Here is a 23,742-nt window from a genome sequence, read left to right as displayed (position 1 = left end):
CTTGACAGGCTGTGGCCCATGACCACGAGCCATGCCATCCCCGACAACGATCGGCCTCCGCCCGTACGCGCCGCCTTCAGCGCCGTGACGTGGAAGGAGATCGCCCATCTGCTGACCAACCTGCCGTTGGCGATCGTCGGATTTGTTTACGCGGTTGTCATGGTTTCCATCACGGGCGGTCTTTCCGTGACCGCGATCGGAATTCCCCTGCTCGCATGCGGTCTCTATCTGTCTCGGCAAATGGGACGGCTGGACCGGGCACGCGCCCGCGCGCTGCTGGGCGTACGGGTGGACGAGCCGACCCCGATCCCCGGACCGAAGCGGTCCGGCGGATTCTTCCCCTGGCTGTGGACGAGCATCAAGGACCCAGTGGGCTGGCGGACCGTCCTGTACCAGCTGATCCGGCTGCCGTGGGGCGTCCTCACCTTCACGGTAGCTCTGACCGGCCTGTTCGTGCTGTGGCCGGTGCTTCCGTACGTGGCGCGGCTGCTCGCGAACGCGGACCGGGCGATGGTACGGGGGCTGCTGTCGCCCTCCGACGACCTGGAGCGGCGGATCGCGGAGCTGGAATCCGACCGCGGCGTGGTCGTGGACACCGCGGCGGCCGACCTGCGGCGCATCGAGCGGGACCTGCACGACGGGGCGCAGGCGCGGCTGGTGGCGCTGGCGATGGGACTGGGCCTGGCGAAGGAGAAGCTGCTGGAGGACCCGGAGGGCGCGGCGGCGATGGTCGACGAGGCCCACGGGGAGGTGAAGCTGGCGCTCCAGGAACTGCGGGACCTCGCCCGCGGGATCCATCCGGCCGTGCTGACGGACCGGGGGCTGGACGCGGCGCTGTCGTCGGTGGCGTCGCGGTGCGTGGTGCCGGTGAAGGTGGCGGTGGACCTGCCGGAGGCGCGGCCGGCGCAGGCGATCGAGGGGATCGCGTACTTCGTGGTGTCCGAGCTGCTGCAGAACGTGAGCAAGCACGCGGGGCCGGGGGCGCGGGGCGCGAGCGTGGAGGTGTGGCGGTCGGGGGCGCGGCTGCTGATACGGGTGTCGGACGACGGGCGGGGCGGAGCGGGGGCCTCCGGCGGGGGGAGCGGGTTGGCGGGGCTCTCCGAGCGGTTGGGGGCGGTGGACGGGGTGCTGGTGGTGGATTCGCCCGAGGGGGTCGGGACCACGGTCACGGCCGAGCTGCCTTGGCGTGACCGGGGCTGAGGCCGCCCCCTTGTTTTTGCTGGTCAGCGGGACTCCCGTCCGGGGTGGGCGGGGGTCCCGTTCGCGTGTCCGCTGCGGCGCCGCTTCCTGGGGCGCCGCCCCAGACCCCGCGCCTCAAACGCCGGCGGGGCTGGAATTGGTAGCCGGCGGGGCTGAAAGACCGGGGCTCCGCCCCGCGCCCCGCTCCTCAAGCGCCGGCGGGGCTGGAATTGGCGCGGCCGGCGCTTCGTGGGTGCGGGGCCGCCCCCGCGCCTCAAGCGCCGGGGGGGGCTGGATTTGGCGCCGCCGATGCTTCGAACGCGCCAGGGGTGGGTGGGGTCGCCTCAAAGGCCGGATGGCTGGAATGTGACGGGGCTGGGATTGGCGCGGCTGGTGCTTCGAACGCGCCGGGGGGTGGGGTTAACCCCCCGGGGTAGAGGCCGACTCGCTGGATGGTTCGGGGGTGGGGTGGGGCGGCAGGGTGGGCGTGTAGCTGAGGACTGGAAGGGCGGGTCGGGATCATGGACAACGGCAAGGGCACGGGCGGTGGTGTCGGCGCGGTGCTGCGGGCTCCGGTCGAGGGGCGGACCTGGCGGGAGTTCGGGTACCTCCTGATCGGGCTGCCGCTGAGCACGCTGTACTTCTCGCTCGCCATCGCCGGTGTGAGCCTCGGCGCCGGGCTGCTCGTCACCTTCCTCGGCGTGCCGGTCCTCGGCGGCGTGCTCGCCATGTGCCGCGGGTTCGGCGCGGTGGAGCGGGCCCGGGTGCGCGGGCTGCTCGGGGCGGACATCGCCGGCCCCGCGCCGATCCGGGCCAAGAAGGCCGGGCCCCTCGCCGCCATGGGTGCGCTGCTCAAGAGCGGGAGCGCCTGGCGGCACGTGCTGTACTCCGTGATCCACTTCCCGTGGGCGGTGTTCGGGTTCTGCCTGGCACTGACGTTCTGGGCGTCGGGTTGGACCCTCCTGCTGTACCCGCTCTGGTTCTGGGTCATCCCGACCTACACCGACCAGCCCGGGATGATGCTCTTCCAGAACGACGACTATTCGTTCTTCGTCGATTCGCCCGGCGAGATCGCCCTCGCCTGCCTCGTCGGACTCGCGATCACCCTGGCCACCCCGTGGGTGATCCGGGCCCTGACCACCGTCGACCGGGTCATGGTCGGCGGGCTGCTCGGGCGCTCCCGGCTGGACAGCCGCGTCACCGAGCTGGAGTCCGACCGGGGCGTGGTGGTGGACACCGCAGCCGCCGACCTGCGGCGCATCGAGCGCGATCTGCACGACGGGGCGCAGGCCCGGCTGGTCTCCCTCGCCATGGACCTGGGGCTGGCGAAGGAGAAGCTCACCGAGGATCCGCAGGCCGCGGCCCGCATGGTGGACGAGGCGCACGGCGAGGTGAAGATCGCCCTGCAGGAGCTGCGCGACCTGGCCCGCGGGATCCACCCCGCCGTACTGACCGACCGCGGGCTGGACGCGGCGCTGTCGTCGGTGGCCGCGCGCTGCGCGGTGCCGGTACGGGTGGCCGTGGACCTCCCGGCCCGCCCGGCGGAGGCGATCGAGGGGATCGCGTACTTCACGGTCTCGGAGTTGCTGCAGAACATCAGCAAGCACGCGGTGGCCCGGTCGGCCACCGTGGACGTGTGGAAGTCCGGGGAGCGGCTGCTGATCCAGGTCGCGGACGATGGGAGGGGCGGAGCGGGGGCCTCCGGCGGGGGGAGCGGGTTGGGGGGGCTGACCGGGCGGTTGGATGCGGTGGATGGGGTGCTGGTGGTGGATTCGCCCGAGGGGGTCGGGACCACGGTCACGGCCGAGCTGCCTTGGCGTGACCGGGGCTGAGGCCGCCCCCTTCTTTTTGCTGGTCAGCGGGACTCCCGTCCGGGGTGGGCGGGGGTCCCGTTCGCGTGTCCGCTGCGGCGCCGCTTCCTGGGGCGCCGCCCCAGACCCCGCGCCTCAAACGCCGGCGGGGCTGAAAGACCGGGGCTCCGCCCCGTACCCCGCTCCTCAAACGCCGGAGGGGCTGGATTTGGCGCGGCCGGCGCTTCGTGGGTGCGGGGCCGCCCCCCGCGCCTCAAGCGCCCGAGGGGCTGGAATTCGTTGGAGGGGAGGGAATTTCCGTGGCGTGTGACCTTCCGGTTCGGGAAAACTGCCGCCGGACGCCCACCTGTTGTCCCGGCTCTGCCTTCACCAGGACTTAAGGCTGGGATGCTTGGCTGAGTCGTGTAGTGCGGGAAAACGAGTGGACGCGGGAGCTGCGAAATCGTGGAAGACAGGGTGCGGGTGGTCATCGCCGAGGATTCAGTGCTGCTCCGTGAGGGCCTGACCCGGCTGCTGACCGACCGGGGGCACGACGTCGTGGCGGGCGTCGGGGACGCTGAGGCCCTGCTCAAGACGATCGCGGACCTGGCGGCCGAGGGCGCGCTGCCCGATGTGGTGGTGGCCGATGTGCGGATGCCGCCGACCCACACCGACGAGGGCGTACGGGCGGCCGTACGGCTGCGCCGGGAGTACCCCGGGATAGGCGTGCTCGTGTTGTCGCAGTACGTGGAGGAGCAGTACGCCACCGAACTGCTGGCCGGGTCGAGCACCGGGGTGGGGTACCTGCTCAAGGACCGGGTGGCCGAGGTGCGGGAGTTCCTGGACGCGGTGGTGCGGGTGGCGCGGGGCGGTACGGCCCTGGACCCCGAGGTCGTGGCCCAGCTGCTCGGCCGCAGCCGGAAACAGGACGTCCTGGCGGGGCTGACCCCGCGCGAGCGCGAGGTGCTCGGGCTGATGGCCGAGGGACGCACCAATTCCGCGGTGGCGAAACAACTGGTCGTGAGCGACGGAGCGGTGGAAAAGCACGTCAGCAACATCTTCATGAAGCTGGGCCTCTCGCCGAGTGACGGGGATCACCGGCGAGTACTGGCCGTTCTCACCTACCTGAAATCTTGATCGACTGACACTCTGTCAGATACGGCATACCGGTCGGGCCGTCTCAAAGGGCGGTCCTACGGTCCAGAATGTGGTCGCCTTCGGGGAGCCCGATCCCTACCGACGTAGGGTGGGTCTGGGGGTGCTCACGCCTCGAAGGAGGTCCAGTTCAGTGACCAGCCAGGTCAGCAGCCCAGCCGAGCAGGCCGACGGGGCCGGGGGTGCGGTTGTCGGAGGACCACGCACCCCGGCGAGCCCGGGCAGCAAGGAAGTACGCCGTCTCGACCGTGTGATCATCCGGTTCGCGGGTGACTCCGGTGACGGTATGCAGCTCACCGGTGACCGGTTCACCTCGGAGACGGCGTCGTTCGGGAACGACCTGTCGACGCTGCCGAACTTCCCCGCCGAGATCCGCGCCCCCGCCGGAACCCTCCCGGGCGTCTCCTCCTTCCAGCTCCACTTCGCCGACCACGACATCCTCACGCCGGGCGACGCCCCGAACGTGCTGGTGGCGATGAATCCGGCGGCGCTGAAGGCGAACATCGCGGACGTGCCGCGCGGCGCGGAGATCATCATCAACACGGATGAGTTCACCAAGCGCCCCATGGCCAAGGTCGGCTACGAGACCTCGCCGCTGGAAGACGGCTCCCTGGACGCGTACAACCTGCACCCCGTACCGCTGACCACCCTGACGGTCGAGGCGCTGAAGGACTTCGGGCTCTCCCGCAAGGAGGCCGAGCGCAGCAAGAACATGTTCGCGCTGGGCCTGCTGTCGTGGATGTACCACCGGCCCACCGAGGGCACCGAGAAGTTCCTGCGGCAGAAGTTCGCGAAGAAGCCGGAGATCGCCGAGGCGAACATCGTCGCCTTCCGGGCCGGCTGGAACTTCGGGGAGACGACGGAGGACTTCGCGGTCTCCTACGAGGTCGCGCCCGCGACCAGGGCTTTCCCGACCGGCACCTACCGGAACATCTCCGGGAACCTGGCCCTGTCCTACGGCCTCATCGCCGCCAGCCAGCAGGCCGACCTGCCCCTCTACCTGGGCTCCTACCCGATCACCCCGGCCTCGGACATCCTGCACGAGCTGTCGAAGCACAAGAACTTCGGCGTGCGGACCTTCCAGGCCGAGGACGAGATCGCCGGCATCGGCGCGGCCCTCGGTGCGGCCTTCGGCGGGGCGCTCGGGGTGACCACCACCTCCGGGCCCGGTGTGGCGCTCAAGTCGGAGACGATCGGTCTCGCGGTGTCGCTGGAGCTGCCGCTGCTGATCGTGGACATCCAGCGCGGCGGCCCGTCCACCGGCCTGCCGACCAAGACGGAGCAGGCGGACCTCCTCCAGGCCATGTTCGGCCGCAACGGCGAGGCGCCCGTGCCGATCGTGGCCCCGCGGACCCCCGCGGACTGCTTCGACGCCGCCCTCGACGCGGCCCGGATCGCGCTCGCCTACCGGACTCCGGTCTTCCTGCTCTCCGACGGCTACCTCGCCAACGGGTCCGAGCCCTGGCGGATCCCGGAGATCACGGACCTGCCCGACCTGAAGGTCAAGTTCGCCACCGGCGCGAACCACACCCTCGCCGACGGCACCGAGGTCTTCTGGCCGTACAAGCGGGACCCGGAGACGCTCGCCCGACCGTGGGCCGTCCCCGGCACGCCCGGCCTCGAACACCGCATCGGCGGCATCGAGAAGCAGGACGGCACCGGCAACATCTCCTACGACCCCGCCAACCACGACCTCATGGTCCGCACCCGCCAGGCCAAGATCGACGGGATCCGGGTACCGGACCTGGACGTCGAGGACCCGGACGGAGCCACCACCCTGGTCCTCGGCTGGGGTTCCACCTACGGCCCCATCACCGCGGCCGTCCGCCGGCTGCGGAACGCCGGACTCCCCATTGCCCAGGCCCACCTGCGCCACCTGAACCCCTTCCCCAGGAATCTCGGCGAGGTCCTGGAGCGTTACGAGAAGGTAGTGGTGCCGGAGATGAACCTCGGGCAGCTCGCCACCCTGATCCGGGCGAAATACCTGGTCGACGCCCAGTCGTACAACCAGGTCAACGGAATGCCGTTCAAGGCGGAGCAGCTCGCCAAGGTTCTCGAGGAGGCCATCAATGACTGAGGTGACCGTGACCGAAGGGTCTCGCACACTGCTTTCGCTGGTGCCCAAGTCCGAGTCCAAGCAGTCGATGAAGGACTTCAAGTCGGACCAGGAGGTCCGCTGGTGCCCGGGCTGCGGTGACTACGCCGTGCTCGCCGCCGTTCAGGGCTTCATGCCCGAACTGGGGCTGGCGAAGGAGAACATCGTCTTCGTCTCGGGCATCGGCTGCTCCTCCCGCTTCCCGTACTACATGAACACGTACGGGATGCACTCCATCCACGGCCGCGCGCCCGCCATCGCCACCGGCCTCGCCACCTCCCGCCGCGACCTGTCCGTCTGGGTCGTCACGGGCGACGGCGACGCGCTCTCCATCGGCGGCAACCACCTGATCCACGCCCTGCGCCGCAACGTCAACCTCAAGATCCTGCTGTTCAACAACCGGATCTACGGGCTCACCAAGGGGCAGTACTCCCCCACGTCCGAGGTCGGCAAGATCACCAAGTCCACGCCGATGGGCTCGCTGGACTCGCCCTTCAACCCGGTGTCGCTGGCGATCGGCGCCGAGGCCTCCTTCGTCGCCCGTACCGTCGACTCCGACCGCAAGCACCTCACCGAGGTGCTGCGCGCGGCGGCCGACCACCAGGGCACGGCGCTCGTCGAGATCTACCAGAACTGCAACATCTTCAACGACGGCGCGTTCGAGGTCCTCAAGGACAAGGACCAGGCGCTGGAGGCCGTGATCCGGCTGGAGGACGGCCGGCCGATCCGTTTCGGGGCGGACGGCGCGAAGGGCGTCGTGCGCAATCCGGCCACCGGCGACCTGGAGGTCGTCGACGTCACCCCGGCCAACGAGTCGCAGATCCTGGTCCACGACGCGAAGACCGCCAGCGCCACCACGGCGTTCGCGCTCTCCCGCCTGGCCGACCCCGACACCCTGCACCACACCCCCATCGGGGTCTTCCGCAGCGTCGAGCGGCCCGTCTACGACACGCTCATGGCCGACCAGCTCGACACGGCGATCGACCGCAGCGGCAAGGGCGACCTGGGTGCGCTGCTGACGGGCAACGACACCTGGACCGTCGTCGGCTGACCCGCACGACGCGACGCGGACACGGACACGGACACGAACGTACGAAGCCGTACGAAGCCGTACGAAGCCGTACGAAGCCGTACGAAGCCGTACGAAGCCGTACGAAGCCGTACGAAGCCCGGATCTCCCTGGAGATCCGGGCTTCGACGTGTGTCCCTCCCGTGCCCGTACACAATCCCGCAGAGAGCACTTTCTAAAAGTTAGCGCTTCCCGTAGGGTGGTGTTACTGCCCAGCGCCACCCCACGGGAAGAGTCATCATGAGCATCGTCGTCACCGCCGCCACCGGAGCCCTCGGCCGTCTCGTGGTCGGGGAGCTGCTGAACCGCCTTCCCGCCGACCAGGTCGCCGTCGTCGTCCGTGACGAGGCGAAGGCCGCCGACCTGGCGGAGCGCGGCGTCGAGGTCCGCGTCGCCGACTACGACGACTCCGAAGCCCTGGCCGGCGCCTTCCGGGCCGGCGACCGCGTCCTGCTGATCTCCGGCAACGAGGTCGGGCGGCGCGTGGAGCAGCACACCGCCGTACTGGAGGCCGCGCGGGCGGCGGGCGTGGCGCAGTTCGCCTACACCGGCATCCTCGGCGGCCCCGAGGCGGACTTCGACCTCGCCCTCGACCACAAGGGCACCGAGCAGGCCATCCTCGACTCCGGAGTCCCGTACACCTTCCTGCGCAACGGCTGGTACCACGAGAACCACACGGGCAACCTGTCCGCCGCCCTGGAGCACGGAGCGGTCGTGGCCAGTGCGGGCGAGGGCCGGGTCGCCTCGGCGGCGCGGGCCGACTACGCGGCCGCCGCGGCCGAGGTGCTCACCGGCGAGGGCCACCTGAACCGGGTCTACGAGCTCTCCGGCGACACCGCCTGGAGCTTCGCGGAGTACGCGGCGGCCCTGTCGGAGCAGACCGGCAGGGAGATCGCGTACGAGGAGGTCCCGGCCGGCGAGCACCTGGCGATCCTGACCGGCGCCGGCGTCCCCGAGGCCTTCGCCGCGATCCTCGTCGACGTGGACGCGGCGATCGCCCGCGGCCGGCTGGCGGGCACCAGCGGCGACCTGGCCCGGCTGATCGGACGGCCGACGACCCCGGTGGCCGAGGCGATCAGCGCCGCACTGGCCTGATCCGGGACCGCGCCTCGGCGGGCACGAGGCCGGCGCGAAGCCGGCACGGGCGGGCGCAGCACGGGCCCGTCCACGCAAGCCCCGGAAGATGTCATGAGTATCTCGCGATTACGGGCATGACATCCGGGCCGTGCGGCGCTACGGTCGTGAAGTTGGCTGGAAGTCGTACAGGAGGCCCCCGTGAAGGCGGAGAACGAGCAGCGCGCGGGTTTGCTCTACGGAGTCGGCGCATACGGGATGTGGGGGCTGGTCCCACTCTTCTGGCCACTGCTGACGCCCGCGGGGGCCGTCGAGATCCTCGCCCACCGCATGACGTGGTCCCTGGCCGTGGTCGGGCTGGCGCTGCTCGCCGTGCGCCGCTGGGGCTGGATCCGGGAGCTGCTGCGCCAGCCGCGCAAGCTCGGCCTGACCGCGCTGGCCGCGTCGGTGATCAGCGTGAACTGGGGCCTGTACATCTGGTCGGTCAACAACGGCCACGTCGTCGAATCGAGCCTCGGCTACTTCATCAATCCGCTGGTCAGCATCGCGATGGGCGTGCTCGTGCTCGGCGAGCGGCTGCGCCGCGTGCAGTGGGTGGCGGTCGGCATCAGCTTCGTCGCCGTCCTCGTGCTCGCCATCGGCTACGGGCGGCCGCCGTGGATCTCGCTGGTCCTGGCCTGCTCCTTCGCGACGTACGGGCTGATCAAGAAGAAGCTCAACATGGGCGGGCTGGAGTCGCTGGCCGCCGAGACCGCCATGCTGTTCCTGCCGGCCCTGGGCTACCTGCTGTGGCTGGGCTCGCAGGGCCAGTCCACCTTCACCTCGCAGGGCACCGGGCACGCGCTCCTGCTGGCCGCGACCGGGCTGGTCACCGCGATCCCGCTGGTGTTCTTCGGGGCGGCGGCCATCCGTGTCCCGCTGTCCACCCTGGGGCTGCTCCAGTACATGGCCCCCGTCTTCCAGTTCGGGCTGGGCGTCCTGTACTTCCACGAGGCCATGCCGCCCGAGCGCTGGGCCGGCTTCTCCCTGGTGTGGGCCGCGCTCGCCCTCCTGACCTGGGACGCGCTGCGCACGGCACGGCGGTCCCGGGCGGCCCTCGCGATGGCCCCGCCCCTGGTGGCGGCACCGGCCCGCGAGCCCGCGTAACGGACTGCGGCAGGCACGCACCAGCAAACGCTCCCCACCCACGATCCCCGGTACAGGGCACCTGTACCGGGGATCGTCCGTTTTCCGAACTGCCCTGACCGAATTGTGGTCTTGACGGACAGTCATACTCTCGCTGAACATCAGGCTCGCACTGACGCACTAACGCTCACCTGCTCTATCCCGCTCGTTCCGTCATATCCCCGCGGAATCCCGGAGCCCCCACATGAGCCTGTCCGTCTCCCGGCGCCTTGCTGCCGTGACCGCCTTCGCGGTCGCGGGCCTGATCGCCTCCACCGCCCCCGCCGCTCTCGCCGCCCCCACGGCGGTCACCGCGGCGCCGACCCCGCCCGACATCCCGCTGGCCAACGTCAAGGCCCACCTGTCGCAGCTCTCCACGATCGCCGCGAACAACGGCGGCAACCGCGCCCACGGCAGGGCCGGCTACAAGGCCTCGATCGACTACGTGAAGGCCAAGCTCGACGCGGCCGGCTTCACGACCACGCTGCAGACCTTCACCTCCAGCGGTGCCACCGGCTACAACCTGATCGCCGACTGGCCGGGCGGCGACCCCAACTCCGTGCTGATGGCGGGCGCGCACCTCGACTCCGTGACCTCGGGCGCGGGCATCAACGACAACGGCTCGGGCAGTGCGGCCGTCCTGGAGACGGCCCTCGCGGTCTCCCGGGCCGGCCTCCAGCCCACCAAGCACCTGCGCTTCGGCTGGTGGGGCGCGGAGGAGCTGGGCCTGGTCGGCTCGAAGTACTACGTCAACAACCTGCCGACCGCCGAGCGCGCGAAGTTCTCCGGCTACCTGAACTTCGACATGATCGGGTCCCCGAACCCGGGCTACTTCGTCTACGACGACGACCCGACCATCGAGCAGACCTTCAAGAACTACTACGCGGGCCTCGGCGTGCCCACCGAGATCGAGACCGAGGGCGACGGCCGCTCCGACCACGCCTCGTTCAAGAACGTGGGCATCCCGGTCGGCGGCCTGTTCACCGGCGCCAGCAACACGAAGTCCTCGGCGCAGGCCCAGAAGTGGGGCGGCACGGCCGGTCAGTCCTTCGACCGCTGCTACCACTCCTCTTGCGACAACACGGCGAACATCAACGACACCGCCCTGGACCGCAACGCCGACGCCATCGCGTACGCGATCTGGAACCTCGGTGCGGGCACCCCGGTCCCGCCGGGCCAGTCCTTCGAGAGCACGACGGACGTGAACATCCCCGACTCCCCGGCCGCCGCGGTCAGCTCGCCGATCACCGTCTCGGGTGTCGCGGGCAACGCCCCGGCCACCACCAAGGTGGACGTGAACATCGTCCACACCTACCGCGGTGACCTGGTGGTCGACCTGGTCGCTCCGGACGGCACGGTCTACAACCTGCACAACCGCTCCGGCGGCAGCGCCGACAACCTCGTGCAGTCGTACACCGTCAACGCCTCCAGCGAGGTGGCGAACGGGGTCTGGAACCTCCGGGTGAAGGACGCGGCCGCGCAGGACGTCGGTTACGTCAACAGCTGGAAGATCACCTTCTAGGCGCACCGGCTGACCGGCGGCACCTGATCCAGAGCTCACGGGCTCCGGCACGATCCGCCCGGATCGTGCCGGAGCCCTTCTCCGTCCCGACCGGGCGCCCCGGCTACGCCCTACGCGTCCTCGGCGCGCCCCCGCAGCGAGGCGGGCAGCGGTTCCTGGATCCGGGCGCGCAGCTCCTCGGCGACGGCCGCGATGTCCGCGCGGCCCAGCTTCGCCGCCTCCACCAGGTCGCCGAGCTCCTCCGGTGAGGGCAGCTGCCGGGCCCCGGCCACGCGCAGGTACGAGCGGGTCGCGGCGGCCGCGTAGAACTCGTTCATCGGGGATTCCAGCGCCGGGCACACCGCGAGGGTGTGCAGAAACGCGGCGGCCCGCCACGCGGTGTCCGGGGCGGGCTGTTCGGGCACCAGGACGAGGTCGTTCTGGTGTCGGGCGACCGCGGCGGCCACCCCGGAGGGATCCCACACGGCGGGGTCGGACGGTAGATGGTGGGCCAGAGCGGTCCAGGCCCACTCCATGGTGATCTTCAATTCCCGAACCGCTCCTGGAAGTAGCCCCAGTGGTCGGCGAACTCCTCTATGCCGGACAGGAAGTTCTTCCGGTCCTCGTCCAGTTCGCGTTCGGTGACCTCGGTGATCAGCGCGGTGACCGTCGTCCCCAGGGCCGCCGCACGTGCCTTCAGGCGTTCGTGGAAGTCCTCGTCCAGGCGGATGGTGACGTGTCTCGACATGTCCAACACCGTACAGCGGGTGTGCTGTACGGACAGCCGGAATGCCGCAAGGGTGGGCAGGGACACAGTCCCGGCCCACCCTTGCGGCGCTCTCGTGCGGGGTGACTACTTGTTGGCGTCGGCCGCCTTCACCAGCGCGTCCTTGGTGACCGCGCCGACGTAGACCTTGCCGTCGTCGGTGACCAGGGCGTTGACCAGGCGGGTCGACAGGACCCGGCCCTCACCGAACTTCCCGGTGACCTTGTCCCCGAGGGAGTCGAGGAACTGCTTGGCCTCCTTCGGGGCGTTCTTGTCGTTCTCCAGGTCCTTCAGGCCCTTGCCGGCGCCCGAGTCGATCCGCGCGATGGTCGCCCAGCCCTCGCCGAGCACCTTCACGTCGCCCTGGCCGTTCGGACCGCCCAGCAGCCCGTCCAGGCCCGGGAAGGACTCCAGCGCCTTGAAGGACTGGTCCTTGTCGTCCTTGCCCGCGCCGTCCACGCCCTCGGTCACCTTGGCGCCCTTGGGCGCGGTGAAGGTGAAGGTGTCGGCGGCCGGCTTGGCGAAGTCCACCTTGGTGAAGCCGGCGTCCACGATCGGCTTGCCGCCCTGGGAGGAGAGCAGCTGCACGCGCAGCGGCACGCCGTTCTTGGCGTCGACCGCGATCTGGACCGAGCCGACCGTGGAGCCGCTCTGCTTGGGCTTGAGCACCAGCTGGTAGGCGTCCCGGCCGGCCACCTGCGCGGTGTCGCCGACGCTCACGTCGGTGGTCGGGCCGGCGGCCTTCAGGAGCTCCTCGGCGATCTTCTGCGGGGAGGCACCCATCCGGTCGGCCGTCTTGTGGTCCTTGCCGGCGTCCTTGCCGGCTTCCTTGCCCGCCTGCGGGTTCTTCTCGTGGAAGACCTCGTTCGACTTGGAGTCGTAGCCCCAGACGTCGTCGCCGTTGTGGATGAGGCTGTACTCGTCCTTGCCGTCCAGGAACGTGAGCTTCTGGCGGTCCGGGCCGTCCGCCGCGACGCGGAAGGTGTGCGTGCCGCTCGCCAGCTGCGCGACCTTGTCCTCCGGGTTGGCGGAGCCGCCGGCGACCCCACCGCCGCCGAGCAGCCCGGTCGCGATCTTCGGGAGACCCAGGTCGGTGCTGATCTTGGCCGTGCCCGACAGCTGCTGCACGTCGGAGGCGGCGACCTTCTCGATGAGCTGCTGCGCCGTCACCTTCGGCAGGTCGGGCCCGCCGGCGTTGGCGAAGGCCGGGACCATCGCCACGGTCGCCGCGGCAACACCCGCCACCGCCACCGGTACGGCGTACCGGGCGACCTTGCGAGAAGTCTTCGTGTTCGCTGCCATGTCAGTGCCCTGCCCTCTTGTGTCGACGGCGGCGACCGCCGTGTCGCCGCGCTCACCCGATCTGGTGGGGTTGATGACTCCAATCTGACCAAATCACCGGCTCCGGGGCGTCAGCCCCCGGACGCAACTGCGCGTACGACCGTGGGATGACACGGGAAGGGCCCTCCCGCCCGGACCCGTAGGGGTCGCCTGGGCGGAAGGGCCCGTTCCGATGCTGCGGACGGCCGAGGGGCTAGCCGGCGCGGTGCACCACGGCGTCGCAGAGCTCTTCGAGCGCCGACTTCGCGAAGCACTCGGGCAGCGGCGCGAGCGTGGCCCGCGCCTCCTCCGCGTACCGGACGGTGTCGCGGCGGGCCTGCTCCAGGGCGGGGTGCGCCCGCAGCCGGGTCAGCACCTCGGCGTGGCGGGCGTCGTCCGTCAGGTCGCCGTCCAGGAGGCGTACGAGTTCCAGGTCCTCGGGACGCCCGTCCCGCTCGGCCATCTCGCGCAGCCGCAGCACGGGCAGCGTCGGAATGCCCTCGCGCAGGTCGGTGCCCGGGGTCTTGCCGGACTCGTGCGCGTCGGAGGCGATGTCGAGGACGTCGTCGGCGAGCTGGAAGGCGGTGCCGAGCCGCTCGCCGTACTGGGTGAGGATGTCGACGACCGACTCGTCGGCGCCGGCCATGAGCGCGCCGAAGCGGCCGGAGACGGCGATCAGGGAGCCGGTCTTGCCGGCGATGACGTCGAGGTAGTGGGCGACGGGGTCGCGGCCGTCGCGCGGGCCGGCCGTCTCCAGGATCTGACCCGTCACCAGCCGTTCGAACGCCTCGGCCTGGATGCGTACGGCCTCGGGTCCGAGGTCGGCCAGTATGTGCGAGGCACGGGCGAAGAGGAAGTCACCCGTCAGGACGGCGACCGAGTTGCCCCAGCGGGCGTTGGCGCTCTCCACGCCGCGGCGCACGTCCGCCTCGTCCATGACGTCGTCGTGGTAGAGCGTCGCCAGGTGGGTGAGCTCGACCACCACGGCGGACGGAACGATTCCGGGCGCGTAGGGATCCCCGAAACGGGACGCGAGCATCACCAGCAGCGGCCGGAACCGCTTGCCGCCGGCCCGGACCAGGTGCTGTGCGGCCTCGGTGATGAAGGGGACTTCGCTCTTGGTGGCTTCCAGCAGACCCGCCTCGACGGCGGCCAGTCCGGCCTGGACATCGGTCTCAAGAGCCTGGTCCCGCACGCTCAGTCCGAACGGCCCGACGACGGTCACGAGGGGTACTCCTGTCTGCTGACGATCACGCTGACGATCACATGGATTGTCGATGTGTCGCTGCCATCACTCAAGCCAGCGTATCGGGTCTGTTTTCGATCACCGAGAGCGCCTTCCCGGCCACCACCCGAGCACTGTCCGATACACACCGGTATGTTCTGGAGGAGCCGAAACAACCGGAGCATACGTTTTGTCCAGACTTGCCACCGAGTGGGACGAGCCCGCGGATCCGGCGGAGGACCAGCCGCCGCCCCGCGACGACCACTCCTTCCCCGGCCACCCGCGGGGCCTCGCCACGCTCTCCGGCCTACGGGACCATGGTCTACCTCGTCTCCGTCACCGGCGGATGGCTCGCCGACCGCATCCTCGGTTCGTACCGGGCCGTGCTCTGGGGCGGCATCCTGACGGGCGACGACCGGCGCGACGCCGGCTTCGCCCTCTCCTACACGGCCCGCCGCGATGCGCAGGGCCGTGTGGCGGATCGTCGGCGGCTGCCTCGCCTCCGCCGTGCCCGCCACCCTTCTGGCGGCCGCCGGCCGGCTGACGACGGCCCGTTTCGTCGACCTCCTCACCCTCGTCCGCACCCCGTCCACTGAGGCCCCCCTGAGGTCCATCGAGGTCCATTGAGGTGGTTCACACATGATCATCCGTACCGCGTTCCCGTACGAGACCACCCACGAGGATGTCCGGATCCCGATGGCCGACGGCGTGGAGCTGTACGCGCGCATCTGGCGCCCGGTGACGGACGAGCCGGTTCCGGCGCTGCTGGAGTACCTCCCGTACCGGCTCACCGACTGGACCGCGCCGCGCGACTGGCAGCGCCACCCCTGGTACGCGGGCCACGGCTACGCCTCCGTACGGGTGGACGTGCGCGGCCACGGCTGCAGCGGGGGCCGCCCCGGCGACGAGTACGACGCCCGCGAGCTGGCCGACGGGGTCGCGGTGGTGGAGTGGCTGGCGGCGCAGCCGTGGTGCACGGGGTCGGTGGGGATGTTCGGGATCTCCTGGGGCGGCTTCAACTCCCTCCAGATCGCCGCCCTGGCCCCCGAGGCGCTGAAGGCGGTCGTCACCGTCTGCTCGACGGACGACCGGTACGACAACGACGTGCACTACATGGGCGGCTCGGTGCTGGCCGTGGACATGCACGCGTGGGCCGCGACCATGCTGGCCTTCGCCTCCCGGCCGCCGGACCCGCTGTTCGCCGGCGACGGCTGGCGGCAGCAGTGGCTGGACCGGCTGGAGGGGGTCGAACCGCTGATCCACACCTGGCTCTCGCACCAGACCCGCGACGCCTACTGGCGCCACGGCAGCGTCTGCGAGGACTACACGGCGATCGGCGCGGCGGTGCTCGCGGTGGGCGGCTGGCACGACCCGTACCGGGACACCGTGCTGCGGCTGGTCGAGCACCTGCCGTCCGGGCGCGTACGGGGCCTGATCGGACCCTGGTCGCACCAGTACCCGGACCGCGGCCTGCCGCCCGGACCGGCGATCGGCTTCCTCCAGGAGACCCTGCGCTGGTGGGACCACTGGCTGAGGGGCACGGACAACGGGGTGATGGACGAGCCGCTGCTGCGCGCCTGGATCAGCGACTCGCACCCGCCGGCGACGGTGTACGAGGAGCTCCCGGGCCGCTGGGTCGGCGAGAAGGCCTGGCCCTCGGCGTCCGTGATCCCCGTCCCGTACGTGTTCCAGGGCGCGCCGGTGGCCGTCGCCTCCCCGCAGCACACCGGTATGGACGCCGGCCGCTTCTTCCCCTTCGGCAACGACGCCGATCTGCCGCCGGACCAGCGGGAGGAGGACGCGAAGTCGGCCTGCTTCGAGTTCCCGGTGGGCGGCGGGGAGCCCGTGGAGATCCTCGGCCGGCCCTCGGTGACCCTGCGGCTGCGGCTCGACGTGCCGTACGGGCAGGTGGTGGCCCGGCTGTGCGACGTCGCCCCGGACGGCACGTCGACGCTGGTCACGCGGGGCGCCCTGAACCTGTCGGCCCGCCAGGGCCGGGACCGGGCCGTGCCGTGGCCGGTGGGCTCGTACGAGGACGTCACCTTCGAGCTGAACGGCATCGGCCACGCCTTCCCGCCCGGGCACCGGATCCGGCTCGCCGTGTCCTCCGCGTACTGGCCGTGGATCTGGCCGCGGGCCGGGTCCGAGGCCGGCTGGACCCTGGACCCGGCGGGCAGCGCGCTGACCCTCCCCGTGCGGGCCGCGTCCGCCTCGGAGGGGGGCATCGTCTTCGAGCCGCCGGAGCAGGCGCCGCCGCTGGGGGTCGCCTTCCCGGCCACGCTGGACGAACCGCGCCCGGAGCGGGTGGTCGTACGGGACGTGGCGCGCGGGACGTGGCGGCTGGAGGTGGACCCGCGGTACGGGGGCACGCGGGTGTACCCGGACGGCCTGGAGTTCAGCGAGGACGCGGAGGAGGTGTACGAGATCCAGGACGCCGACGCGCTGTCCGCGCGGGCCCGCTCGCAATGGCGGATCCGGCTCCACCGGCCCGAACTGGGCTGGGACGCACGGGTGGAGACCCGGTCCGAGACCTCGTGCGACGAGGGCGGCTTCGTGACGTCGAACGAGGTGGTGTGCCGGGAGGGGGGCGAGGTGGTCTTCCACCGGACGTGGGAACGCCGGCTGCCTCGGGCGGCGGGCTAGGCAGATCCAGGGTGGTCCCGCCGTCTGCCCGGCGCGGCACCGCTGCTGGGGCTCCGCCCCGGACCCCGCTCCTCAATCGCCGGAGGGGCTGAATAGTGGCGGCCTCAGCCAAATCCAGCCCCGCCGGCGTTTGAGGCGCGGGGCAGGGGGCGGAGCCCCGGTCTTTCAGCCTCGCCGGCGTTTGAGGCGCGGGGGTACGGGGGCGGAGCCCCCGGAGACGGCGGTCAGGCGTAGAGGCGTTCCAGGACGACCGCGATGCCGTCCTCGTCGTTGGACAAGGTGATTTCGTCGGCTACCGCCACCAGCTCGTGGTGGGAATTGGCCATGGCCACCCCATGCGCGGCCCACGCGAACATCGGGACGTCGTTCGGCATGTCGCCGAAGGCGATCGTCCCGGCCGGGGACGCGCCCAGGACTTCCGCCGCCCGCGCGAGCCCACTGGCCTTGTCGATGCCCGGCGGCTGGAGTTCCACCGTGTGCTCCCCCGCCATCGTGACGTTCACGAGGTCCCCGACGACCGCCCGCGCCACCCGCGTCAGCTCGTCGTCGTCCAGCTCCGGGTGCTGGAGCAGCACCTTGTTGATCGGGGCGGACCACAGGTCCGACCGCCGCGGCACCGACACCGTCGGCAGGTGCGGGTGCCACATCCGGTAGCCGGGCCCTATCAGCATCTCGGCGTCCAAACCCTCCTGGTTGACCGCCGCGTAGACCTCGCCGACCTCCGCCTCGATCTTGCCGAGGGCCACCTCGGCCAGTTCCCGGTCCATGGAGACGGAGTGCAGCAGGCGCCCGCGCGCCGCGTCGTACACCTGCGCGCCCTGCGCGCACACCGCGAGCCCCTCGTAGCCGAGGCCGTCCAGGACGTGTCGGACCTGTGGGACCGGGCGGCCGGTGACGATGATGTGGCGGGCGCCGGCGGCGCGGGCCGTCGCGAGGGCCTTGTGCGAGCGGGCCGAGACGGTGTCCCCGGCGCGCAGCAGAGTCCCGTCCAGGTCGGTGGCGATCAAGGCATAGGGGAGGGCCGGAGGCGGGGCGGAAGTCACGGCGCCAAGGATACGGACCCCTTTGGACAAGTCCTACAAATAGAGCGCGAATCCGGCCTCCCACGCGCCCCCTCAGCCACGTAACGTGTCAACCAGCTCCCGGGACACCCCCGGACCGCGTCGAAAGCGAGGCAGCACCCCATGCCCCAGCAGAGCCCCCTCGATCTCCCCGAGGGCGACCCGTTCGGGCCGCACAACCTCCCGTACGGCGTCTTCTCGACCTCCTCGGAGGACCGCCGCCGGATCGGCGTGCGGATCGGCGGGCACGTGCTCGACGCGGGGGCGGCCGCCGCCGCGCTCGGTTCCCCGTACGCCGGGCTGCTCGGGCAGTCCTCCCTCAACCCGCTGCTGGCCGCCGGGCGCACCGCCTGGCGCGACGTGCGCCGCGCGCTGACCGCCTGGGTGACCGACCCCGGCCACCGCGCCACGGTCGAGGCGCACCTGCTGCCGCTCGACGAGGTCACGCTGCACCTGCCGTACGAGGTCGCCGACTACGTCGACTTCTACGCGAGCGAGCACCACGCCACCAACGTCGGGAAGATGTTCCGCCCGGACGGCGACGCGCTGACGCCCAACTGGAAGCACCTGCCGATCGGTTACCACGGCCGCTCCGGGACGATCGTGGTCTCCGGGACCGATGTCGTACGGCCCTCCGGGCAGCGCAAGGCGCCCACCGACCCGGCGCCCGTCTTCGGCCCGTCCGTCAAGCTCGACATCGAGGCGGAGGTCGGCTTCGTCGTCGGCACGCCCTCCGAGCTGGGCCGCCCGGTGCCGCTGGCGGACTTCGAGGACCACGTCTTCGGACTGTTCCTGCTGAACGACTGGTCGGCGCGCGACATCCAGGCCTGGGAGTACGTGCCGCTGGGCCCCTTCCTCGGCAAGTCCTTCGCCACCTCCGTCTCCGCGTGGGTGACCCCGCTGGAGGCCCTGGACGCGGCCCGCGTCGCCCCGCCGGCCCGCGACTTCCCGCTCCTGCCGTACCTGGACGACGCCGAGCTCGACCGCCCCGGCGGCTTCGACCTGCACATCACCGTCTCCATCAACGGGCAGGAGGTGGCGCGGCCGCCGTTCGCGTCGATGTACTGGACCGCCGCCCAGCAGCTCGCTCACATGACCGTGAACGGCGCCTCCCTGCGCACCGGCGACGTGTACGGCTCCGGCACCGTCAGCGGCCCCGAGACCGGCCAGCGCGGCTCGCTGCTGGAGCTGACCTGGAACGGCCGCGACGCGATCGAGCTCGCCGACGGCAAGCGCACCTTCCTGGAGGACGGGGACACCGTCACCCTCACCGCCTGGGCCCCCGGTCCGGACGGGACGCGCGTCGGCCTCGGCGAGGTCATCGGCCGCATCGTGGGACAGCGCTAGTCCATCCCTCGGTCGGCGGGGTGGCGGATCTTTCCGCCACCCCGCCGAAACCGCAGCTCAGAGCCTTGTGAATGCGCCGTCAGGTGGCGCAACACTGCAGCAACACCACCGCCTCCGGGCCCCCGGTACGTTCCCTGCCATGCCAGCCGAACGCACCGCCACGCACACCGTCCCGGTCGCCGCCGCGCGCCGCCGGCGGCTGCGCGCGGACCAGGCGCGACAGCTCGCCGACCTGCTCCGCCACCAGATCCTGACGGGCGGCTACCCCGGCGGGGTCCTCCCCCTCGAGGGCGCCCTCGCCGCCGACTACGGCGCCGGCCGCAACACCGTCCGCCAGGCCCTCGACCTGCTGCGCGGAGAGCGGCTGGTGGAGCGCCGGCCGGGGGTCGGCACGGTCGTCGTCTGCGAGAAGTACCCGCACGGCCTGGACCGCCTGCAGGGCCTGGCCGAGACGCTGCACGAGCACGGCCGGGTGACCAACGAGGTCCGTACGGTCGGGCCCGTGCGCGCCCCCGCCCCCGTCGCCGGGCGCCTCGGCCTGCCCGAGCACGCCGACGTGCTCTACATCGAGCGGCTGCGGCGTCTGAACGGACTGCCGCTCTCCCTCGACCTCACCTACGTGCCGATGGACATCGGAGCCGGGCTGCTGGGCTGCGACCTGGAGAACACGGACGTCTTCCGGCTCCTGGAACAGCTGACCGGGCAGCCGCTCGGCCACGCCGGGATCACCCTCGAGGCCGTCAACGCCGACGCGCACTCCGCCGCCGTCCTGCAGGCCCCGCGCGGGGCCGCCGTCCTGATGCTGGAACGGCTCACCCACCTGCGCGACGGCCGGCCCGTGGACCTGGAGTTCATCCGCTTCCGCGGCGACCGGATCACCATGAGCGGCCTGCTGCGCCGCTCCCTCTAAGCCTCCGCCACACCCCCTTCCCTGGAGACAGCCATGCCTGTGGTCCCCCAGCGCGGCGACGTGCCCGTGACCATCGACGAGTCCCTGTGCATCGACGGCTGCACCCTCTGCGTCGACATGTGTCCGCTCGACTCGCTCGCGATCCGCGAGGACAACGGCAAGGCCTACATGCACGTGGACGAGTGCTGGTACTGCGGCCCGTGCGCCGCCCGCTGTCCCACCGGCGCGGTCACCGTCAACATGCCCTACCTGCTCCGGTGAAAGGCCCCACCTCCATGCGTACGAAGGCTCTCGCGCCCGCGCTCGTCCTGCTCCTCGCCCCGCTCGCCACGGCCTGCGGCGGCGACGCCTCCGGAGCGTCCGGCTCCAGGACGGTCACTGTGACCGTCGGCTACCAGTCCAAGACCATCAACACCGTCACCGCCGGCACCCTGCTGCGCTCCCTCGGCTACTTCGAGCAGGAGCTCGCCGCGCGCGGCCAGCAGGACGGCGTCACGTACAAGGTGGAGTGGCAGGACTACGCCACCGGCGCCCCGATCACCGCCCAGATGACCGCCGGGAAGATCGACATCGGCTCGATGGGCGATTTCCCGCTCCTCATCAACGCGGCGCGCGGCAAGGAGCTGAAGCAGCCCACCCACCTCGTCTCCGTCACCGGCTACAACCTGCGCGGCGGCCTCAACACCGTGGTCACCGCGCCGGATTCGAAGCTGGAGTCCCTCGCCGACCTGCGCGGCAAGAAGGTGTCGACGAGCGTGGGCTCCGCCGCCGACGGGACCCTCGTACGGGCCCTGCAGCGCGCCGGGATCGACCCGGAGAGCGGCATCCAGAAGCTCAACCAGCAGCCCAGCGTGGGCGCTTCGGCCCTCCAGGCGGGCAGCGCGGACGCCCTGTCGCAGTTCGTGGCGTGGCCGGGGCAGCTCGCGTACGAGGGGCGGGCGAAGGCCCTCTACGACGGCGCCGAGCTGAACCTGCCGACCTTCCACGGGGTCACCGTGCGCGAGAAGTTCACGAAGGAGCGGCAGGGCGTACTGGACGACTTCCTGCGGGCGCAGCGCAAGGCCACCGACCACCTGCGCACGGAGCCGGTGGCGGCCGCCGAGTCGGTGGCCAAGGAGACCGGCCTGCCGGCGGAGGTGGTGTACCTCTACAACGGGGCGAACGGCATCGCCACCTTCGATCCGGCGCTGCGTCCGGAGCTGATCGACGCGCTGAAGCAGGACGTGCCGGTGCTGCAGGCCGGCAAGCTGGTCGGTGACGTGGACGTGGACGCCTTCGTGGACCCCGAGCCCCTGAAGCGGGCGGCGGCCGGCGCGCCGGAGTACCCGAAGGCGTCGGCCCCCAGGTCCGAACTGTGGCTGAAGGGCCAGACCCGGACGCAGTCCTTCGACTCCCCCCGCGAGCTGCTGAAGGCGGCGCGCGGCGCGGACGTCCGGGCGGCGTACGTGCCGGACGCGGTGACCGGCACGCTGTGGTTCGCGGACAAGGCGGTGTGGGTGGCCGAGGGGCCGGAGCTGCGCGCGTTCGTCACGCCGGCGGGCGCGAGGGCGTACGTCGACCAGCACCAGGGATCCGGGGCGCGGATCCTGAGCTTCGCCGAGGCCGGGGCCCTGGCGTCATGACGGGCGGCCGCTGGCTGCTGCGGGCGGCCTCGCTCGGGGCGGCGCTCCTGCTGTGGCAGGGGCTGACCTCGCTCGACGTGAACCTGTGGCTGCGCTTCGAGCAGTTCCCGACCGTGGGCGAGATCGCCTCGACGTTCGCGGAGCGGGCCGGGACCGGGGCCTACTGGCAGGACCTGGCCTCCAGCCTGCGCCGGATCGTGTCGGGCTTCGCGCTCGCCGCCGTCCTGGGCGTGGTGGCGGGCACGGCGGTCGCCCGGTCCCGGATCGCGGCCGACGTGCTGGGCCCGCTGCTGGAGGTCCTGCGTCCGATCCCGGCCATCGCGCTGGTGCCGGTGGCGATCCTGATGTTCCCGTCCAACGAGCAGGGGATCGTCTTCATCACCTGCGCGGCCGCCTTCTTCCCGGTGCTGGTCTCGACGCGGCACGCGGTGCGGGCGCTGTCCCCGGTGTGGGAGGAGGCGGTCCTGACGATGGGCGGCGGGCGGGCGCGGGTGCTGTTCTCCGTGGTCCTGCCGGGGGCCCTGCCGGGCATCTTCGGGGGCCTGTCGGTCGGCATCGGGGTGTCGTGGATCTGTGTGATCTCGGCCGAGATGATCTCCGGCGAGTACGGGGTCGGCTACCGCACCTGGCAGGACTACACGGTGGTCGACTACCCCGGCGTCTTCGTCGGCATGGTCACCATCGGCGCGCTGGGCTGGCTGACGTCCACGGCGGTGGAGCGCACGGGCCGCCGTCTGACGCGGTGGCTGCCGTCGCTCGACTCCTCCGGCCCCGTGCCGTCCTCCGCCGCCCGCACCCGTACGGGGCGGGGCCCCGGCCGCTCGCCCCGGGCCCCGCTCCCGGCCTCGGCCCTGGCCGGCGCGGCCGGCCCGCGTTCCGGACCGAGGGCCTTCCCCGAGCAGACCCGAGAGGTGACCCCATGAGCCTGACGCAGGCAGATGCCCGGACCGGTCCCGGCCCCGCGGCGCACCCCGCGCCGTACGGGGCGCGGCTCGCGCTGCGCGGCGTACGGCTCGGGCACCGCGGGAACACGGTGCTCGACGGGGTCGATCTGACGGTTGAGCCCGGGGAGGTGCTCGCCGTCGTGGGCCCGTCCGGCTGCGGCAAGTCCACGCTCCTGCGCACCCTCGCGGGGCTGCTGCCGCCGCTCGACGGCGTGGTGGAACAGGACGGCGCCCCGGTCCGCGGCCCGGACGCCGACCGGGCGCTGGTCTTCCAGGACGACGCCCTGCTCCCCTGGCGCACGGTCCGGGCGAACGTCGAACTCCCGCTCGCGATCGGGCGCTCGCGGGGTCCGGCCGGGGAGGAGGGCGCGGGACGGCCGTCCCGCGGCTCCGGCCGGGATGAGCAGGATGGGCAGGGCGGGGTGCCGGCGGGCCGGCCTGGCCGCTCCCCCGTGTTCGATCCGTCCCGTGCCGCCCGGCGGGCCCGGCGGCGGACCGCCGGCGAGTGGCTGGAGCGGGTCGGCCTGGACGGGCACGCGCACAAGTTCCCGCACCAGCTCTCCGGCGGCCAGCGCCAGCGCGTGCAACTGGCCCGCGCCCTCGCCGCGCGCCCGCGCGCCGTCCTGATGGACGAGCCGTTCGGGGCGCTCGACGCGCAGACCCGGGCCGAGATGCAGGACCTCCTCGTGGACGTCCTCGCCGGCACCGGCGCGACCGTCGTCTTCGTCACCCACGACGTGGACGAGGCCCTCTTCGTCGGGGACCGCGTCGCCCTGCTCGGCAGCGGTGAGGTGGTCTCCGTACCGCACCCCCGCGACCGCGACCGCGCGGCGACGCACGCCGCCCTGCGGCAGCGGATCATCGACTCTCTCTGAAA

20 protein-coding genes and 1 pseudogene are annotated in these 23,742 nt (G+C 71.8%); 16 read left to right on the top strand and 5 right to left on the bottom strand.

Features of this window, described 5'->3' with window-relative positions; translation table 11 throughout:
• Positions 1-18 precede the first annotated feature (18 nt).
• The 8 genes from ACIPYQ_RS05990 (at position 19) to ACIPYQ_RS05955 (ending at position 11,048) form a co-directional block, all read left to right on the top strand.
• A complete protein-coding gene (locus ACIPYQ_RS05990; RefSeq protein ID WP_401246625.1) occupies positions 19-1,200 on the top strand; it encodes a sensor histidine kinase in 1,182 nt (393 codons plus the stop codon).
• Between the two features lie 500 nt (positions 1,201-1,700).
• Positions 1,701-3,011 carry a sensor histidine kinase gene (locus ACIPYQ_RS05985; protein WP_401246623.1) on the top strand — a complete coding sequence of 437 codons (1,311 nt, stop codon included), beginning with the start codon at positions 1,701-1,703 and terminating at the stop codon, positions 3,009-3,011.
• 435 nt (positions 3,012-3,446) lie between these two features.
• A complete protein-coding gene (locus ACIPYQ_RS05980; protein ID WP_361753816.1) occupies positions 3,447-4,106 on the top strand; it encodes a response regulator transcription factor in 660 nt (219 codons plus the stop codon).
• A 151-nt stretch (positions 4,107-4,257) separates the two neighbouring features.
• On the top strand, positions 4,258-6,201 hold the full coding sequence (locus ACIPYQ_RS05975; protein WP_401246620.1) for a 2-oxoacid:acceptor oxidoreductase subunit alpha: 1,944 nt from the start codon (positions 4,258-4,260) through the stop codon (positions 6,199-6,201).
• Positions 6,194-7,270, top strand: coding sequence for a 2-oxoacid:ferredoxin oxidoreductase subunit beta (locus ACIPYQ_RS05970; protein ID WP_401246617.1), 1,077 nt, complete (start codon positions 6,194-6,196; stop codon positions 7,268-7,270). The genes ACIPYQ_RS05975 and ACIPYQ_RS05970 overlap by 8 nt, the downstream gene beginning before the upstream one ends.
• Positions 7,271-7,528: 258 nt before the next feature.
• Positions 7,529-8,383, top strand: coding sequence for an SDR family oxidoreductase (locus ACIPYQ_RS05965; RefSeq protein WP_401246614.1), 855 nt, complete (start codon positions 7,529-7,531; stop codon positions 8,381-8,383).
• A 180-nt stretch (positions 8,384-8,563) separates the two neighbouring features.
• Positions 8,564-9,508 carry an EamA family transporter RarD gene (rarD, locus tag ACIPYQ_RS05960; RefSeq protein WP_401246611.1) on the top strand — a complete coding sequence of 315 codons (945 nt, stop codon included), beginning with the start codon at positions 8,564-8,566 and terminating at the stop codon, positions 9,506-9,508.
• 223 nt (positions 9,509-9,731) lie between these two features.
• Complete coding sequence (locus ACIPYQ_RS05955; RefSeq protein WP_401246608.1) at positions 9,732-11,048, top strand: M28 family metallopeptidase; 1,317 nt, start codon at positions 9,732-9,734, stop codon at positions 11,046-11,048.
• A 110-nt stretch (positions 11,049-11,158) separates the two neighbouring features.
• Here the strand turns inward: ACIPYQ_RS05955 and ACIPYQ_RS05950 are convergent, their stop codons facing one another.
• From ACIPYQ_RS05950 to ACIPYQ_RS05935, 4 genes are all read right to left on the bottom strand, one after another.
• On the bottom strand, positions 11,159-11,575 hold the full coding sequence (locus tag ACIPYQ_RS05950; protein ID WP_327415760.1) for a hypothetical protein: 417 nt from the start codon (positions 11,573-11,575) through the stop codon (positions 11,159-11,161).
• Positions 11,572-11,775, bottom strand: a complete 204-nt coding sequence (locus ACIPYQ_RS05945; protein WP_326588561.1) for a hypothetical protein — start codon at positions 11,773-11,775, stop codon at positions 11,572-11,574. The genes ACIPYQ_RS05950 and ACIPYQ_RS05945 overlap by 4 nt, the downstream gene beginning before the upstream one ends.
• Positions 11,776-11,880: 105 nt before the next feature.
• Positions 11,881-13,095 carry an outer membrane lipoprotein carrier protein LolA gene (locus ACIPYQ_RS05940; protein WP_401246606.1) on the bottom strand — a complete coding sequence of 405 codons (1,215 nt, stop codon included), beginning with the start codon at positions 13,093-13,095 and terminating at the stop codon, positions 11,881-11,883.
• A 232-nt stretch (positions 13,096-13,327) separates the two neighbouring features.
• Positions 13,328-14,338: a polyprenyl synthetase family protein gene (locus tag ACIPYQ_RS05935; RefSeq protein ID WP_319722222.1), complete on the bottom strand. Its 1,011-nt coding sequence runs from the start codon at positions 14,336-14,338 to the stop codon at positions 13,328-13,330.
• A gap of 190 nt (positions 14,339-14,528) precedes the next feature.
• On the opposite strand from ACIPYQ_RS05935, the pseudogene ACIPYQ_RS05930 reads away from it, so the two are divergent.
• Positions 14,529-14,917: pseudogene (locus ACIPYQ_RS05930) on the top strand (hypothetical protein); the annotation flags it as partial.
• 60 nt (positions 14,918-14,977) lie between these two features.
• Positions 14,978-16,981, top strand: a complete 2,004-nt coding sequence (locus ACIPYQ_RS05925; protein ID WP_401246603.1) for a CocE/NonD family hydrolase — start codon at positions 14,978-14,980, stop codon at positions 16,979-16,981.
• Between the two features lie 224 nt (positions 16,982-17,205).
• On the opposite strand, the gene ACIPYQ_RS05920 is transcribed toward ACIPYQ_RS05925, so the two are convergent.
• The gene (locus tag ACIPYQ_RS05920; RefSeq protein ID WP_401246600.1) at positions 17,206-18,024 is read right to left on the bottom strand and encodes an HAD family hydrolase; all 819 of its coding nucleotides are present in this window, start codon (positions 18,022-18,024) and stop codon (positions 17,206-17,208) included.
• Positions 18,025-18,165: 141 nt separating this feature from the next.
• Between ACIPYQ_RS05920 and fahA the strand changes: the two genes are divergently transcribed.
• The 6 genes from fahA to ACIPYQ_RS05890 all read left to right on the top strand — a co-directional run bounded on the left by fahA (position 18,166) and on the right by ACIPYQ_RS05890 (position 23,740).
• Positions 18,166-19,389: a fumarylacetoacetase gene (fahA, locus tag ACIPYQ_RS05915; RefSeq protein WP_401246597.1), complete on the top strand. Its 1,224-nt coding sequence runs from the start codon at positions 18,166-18,168 to the stop codon at positions 19,387-19,389.
• A gap of 139 nt (positions 19,390-19,528) precedes the next feature.
• Positions 19,529-20,299 (top strand): GntR family transcriptional regulator, encoded by a 771-nt coding sequence (locus tag ACIPYQ_RS05910; protein WP_401246594.1) that lies wholly within the window; start codon positions 19,529-19,531, stop codon positions 20,297-20,299.
• Between the two features lie 33 nt (positions 20,300-20,332).
• On the top strand, positions 20,333-20,560 hold the full coding sequence (locus tag ACIPYQ_RS05905; protein WP_030011381.1) for a ferredoxin family protein: 228 nt from the start codon (positions 20,333-20,335) through the stop codon (positions 20,558-20,560).
• A gap of 14 nt (positions 20,561-20,574) precedes the next feature.
• A complete protein-coding gene (locus ACIPYQ_RS05900) occupies positions 20,575-21,921 on the top strand; it encodes an ABC transporter substrate-binding protein (protein WP_401246590.1) in 1,347 nt (448 codons plus the stop codon).
• Entirely contained in the window at positions 21,918-22,844 is a 927-nt protein-coding gene (locus ACIPYQ_RS05895; protein ID WP_401246587.1) for an ABC transporter permease, read from the top strand. Before ACIPYQ_RS05900 ends, ACIPYQ_RS05895 begins: the two co-directional genes overlap by 4 nt.
• The gene (locus tag ACIPYQ_RS05890; RefSeq protein WP_401246585.1) at positions 22,841-23,740 is read left to right on the top strand and encodes an ABC transporter ATP-binding protein; all 900 of its coding nucleotides are present in this window, start codon (positions 22,841-22,843) and stop codon (positions 23,738-23,740) included. The genes ACIPYQ_RS05895 and ACIPYQ_RS05890 overlap by 4 nt, the downstream gene beginning before the upstream one ends.
• Positions 23,741-23,742: the final 2 nt, after the last annotated feature.

It is taken from the genome of Streptomyces sp. NPDC090045, from assembly GCF_044747975.1.
Taxonomy (GTDB): domain Bacteria; phylum Actinomycetota; class Actinomycetes; order Streptomycetales; family Streptomycetaceae; genus Streptomyces.
This window is presented reverse-complemented; position numbering and strand designations above follow the sequence as displayed.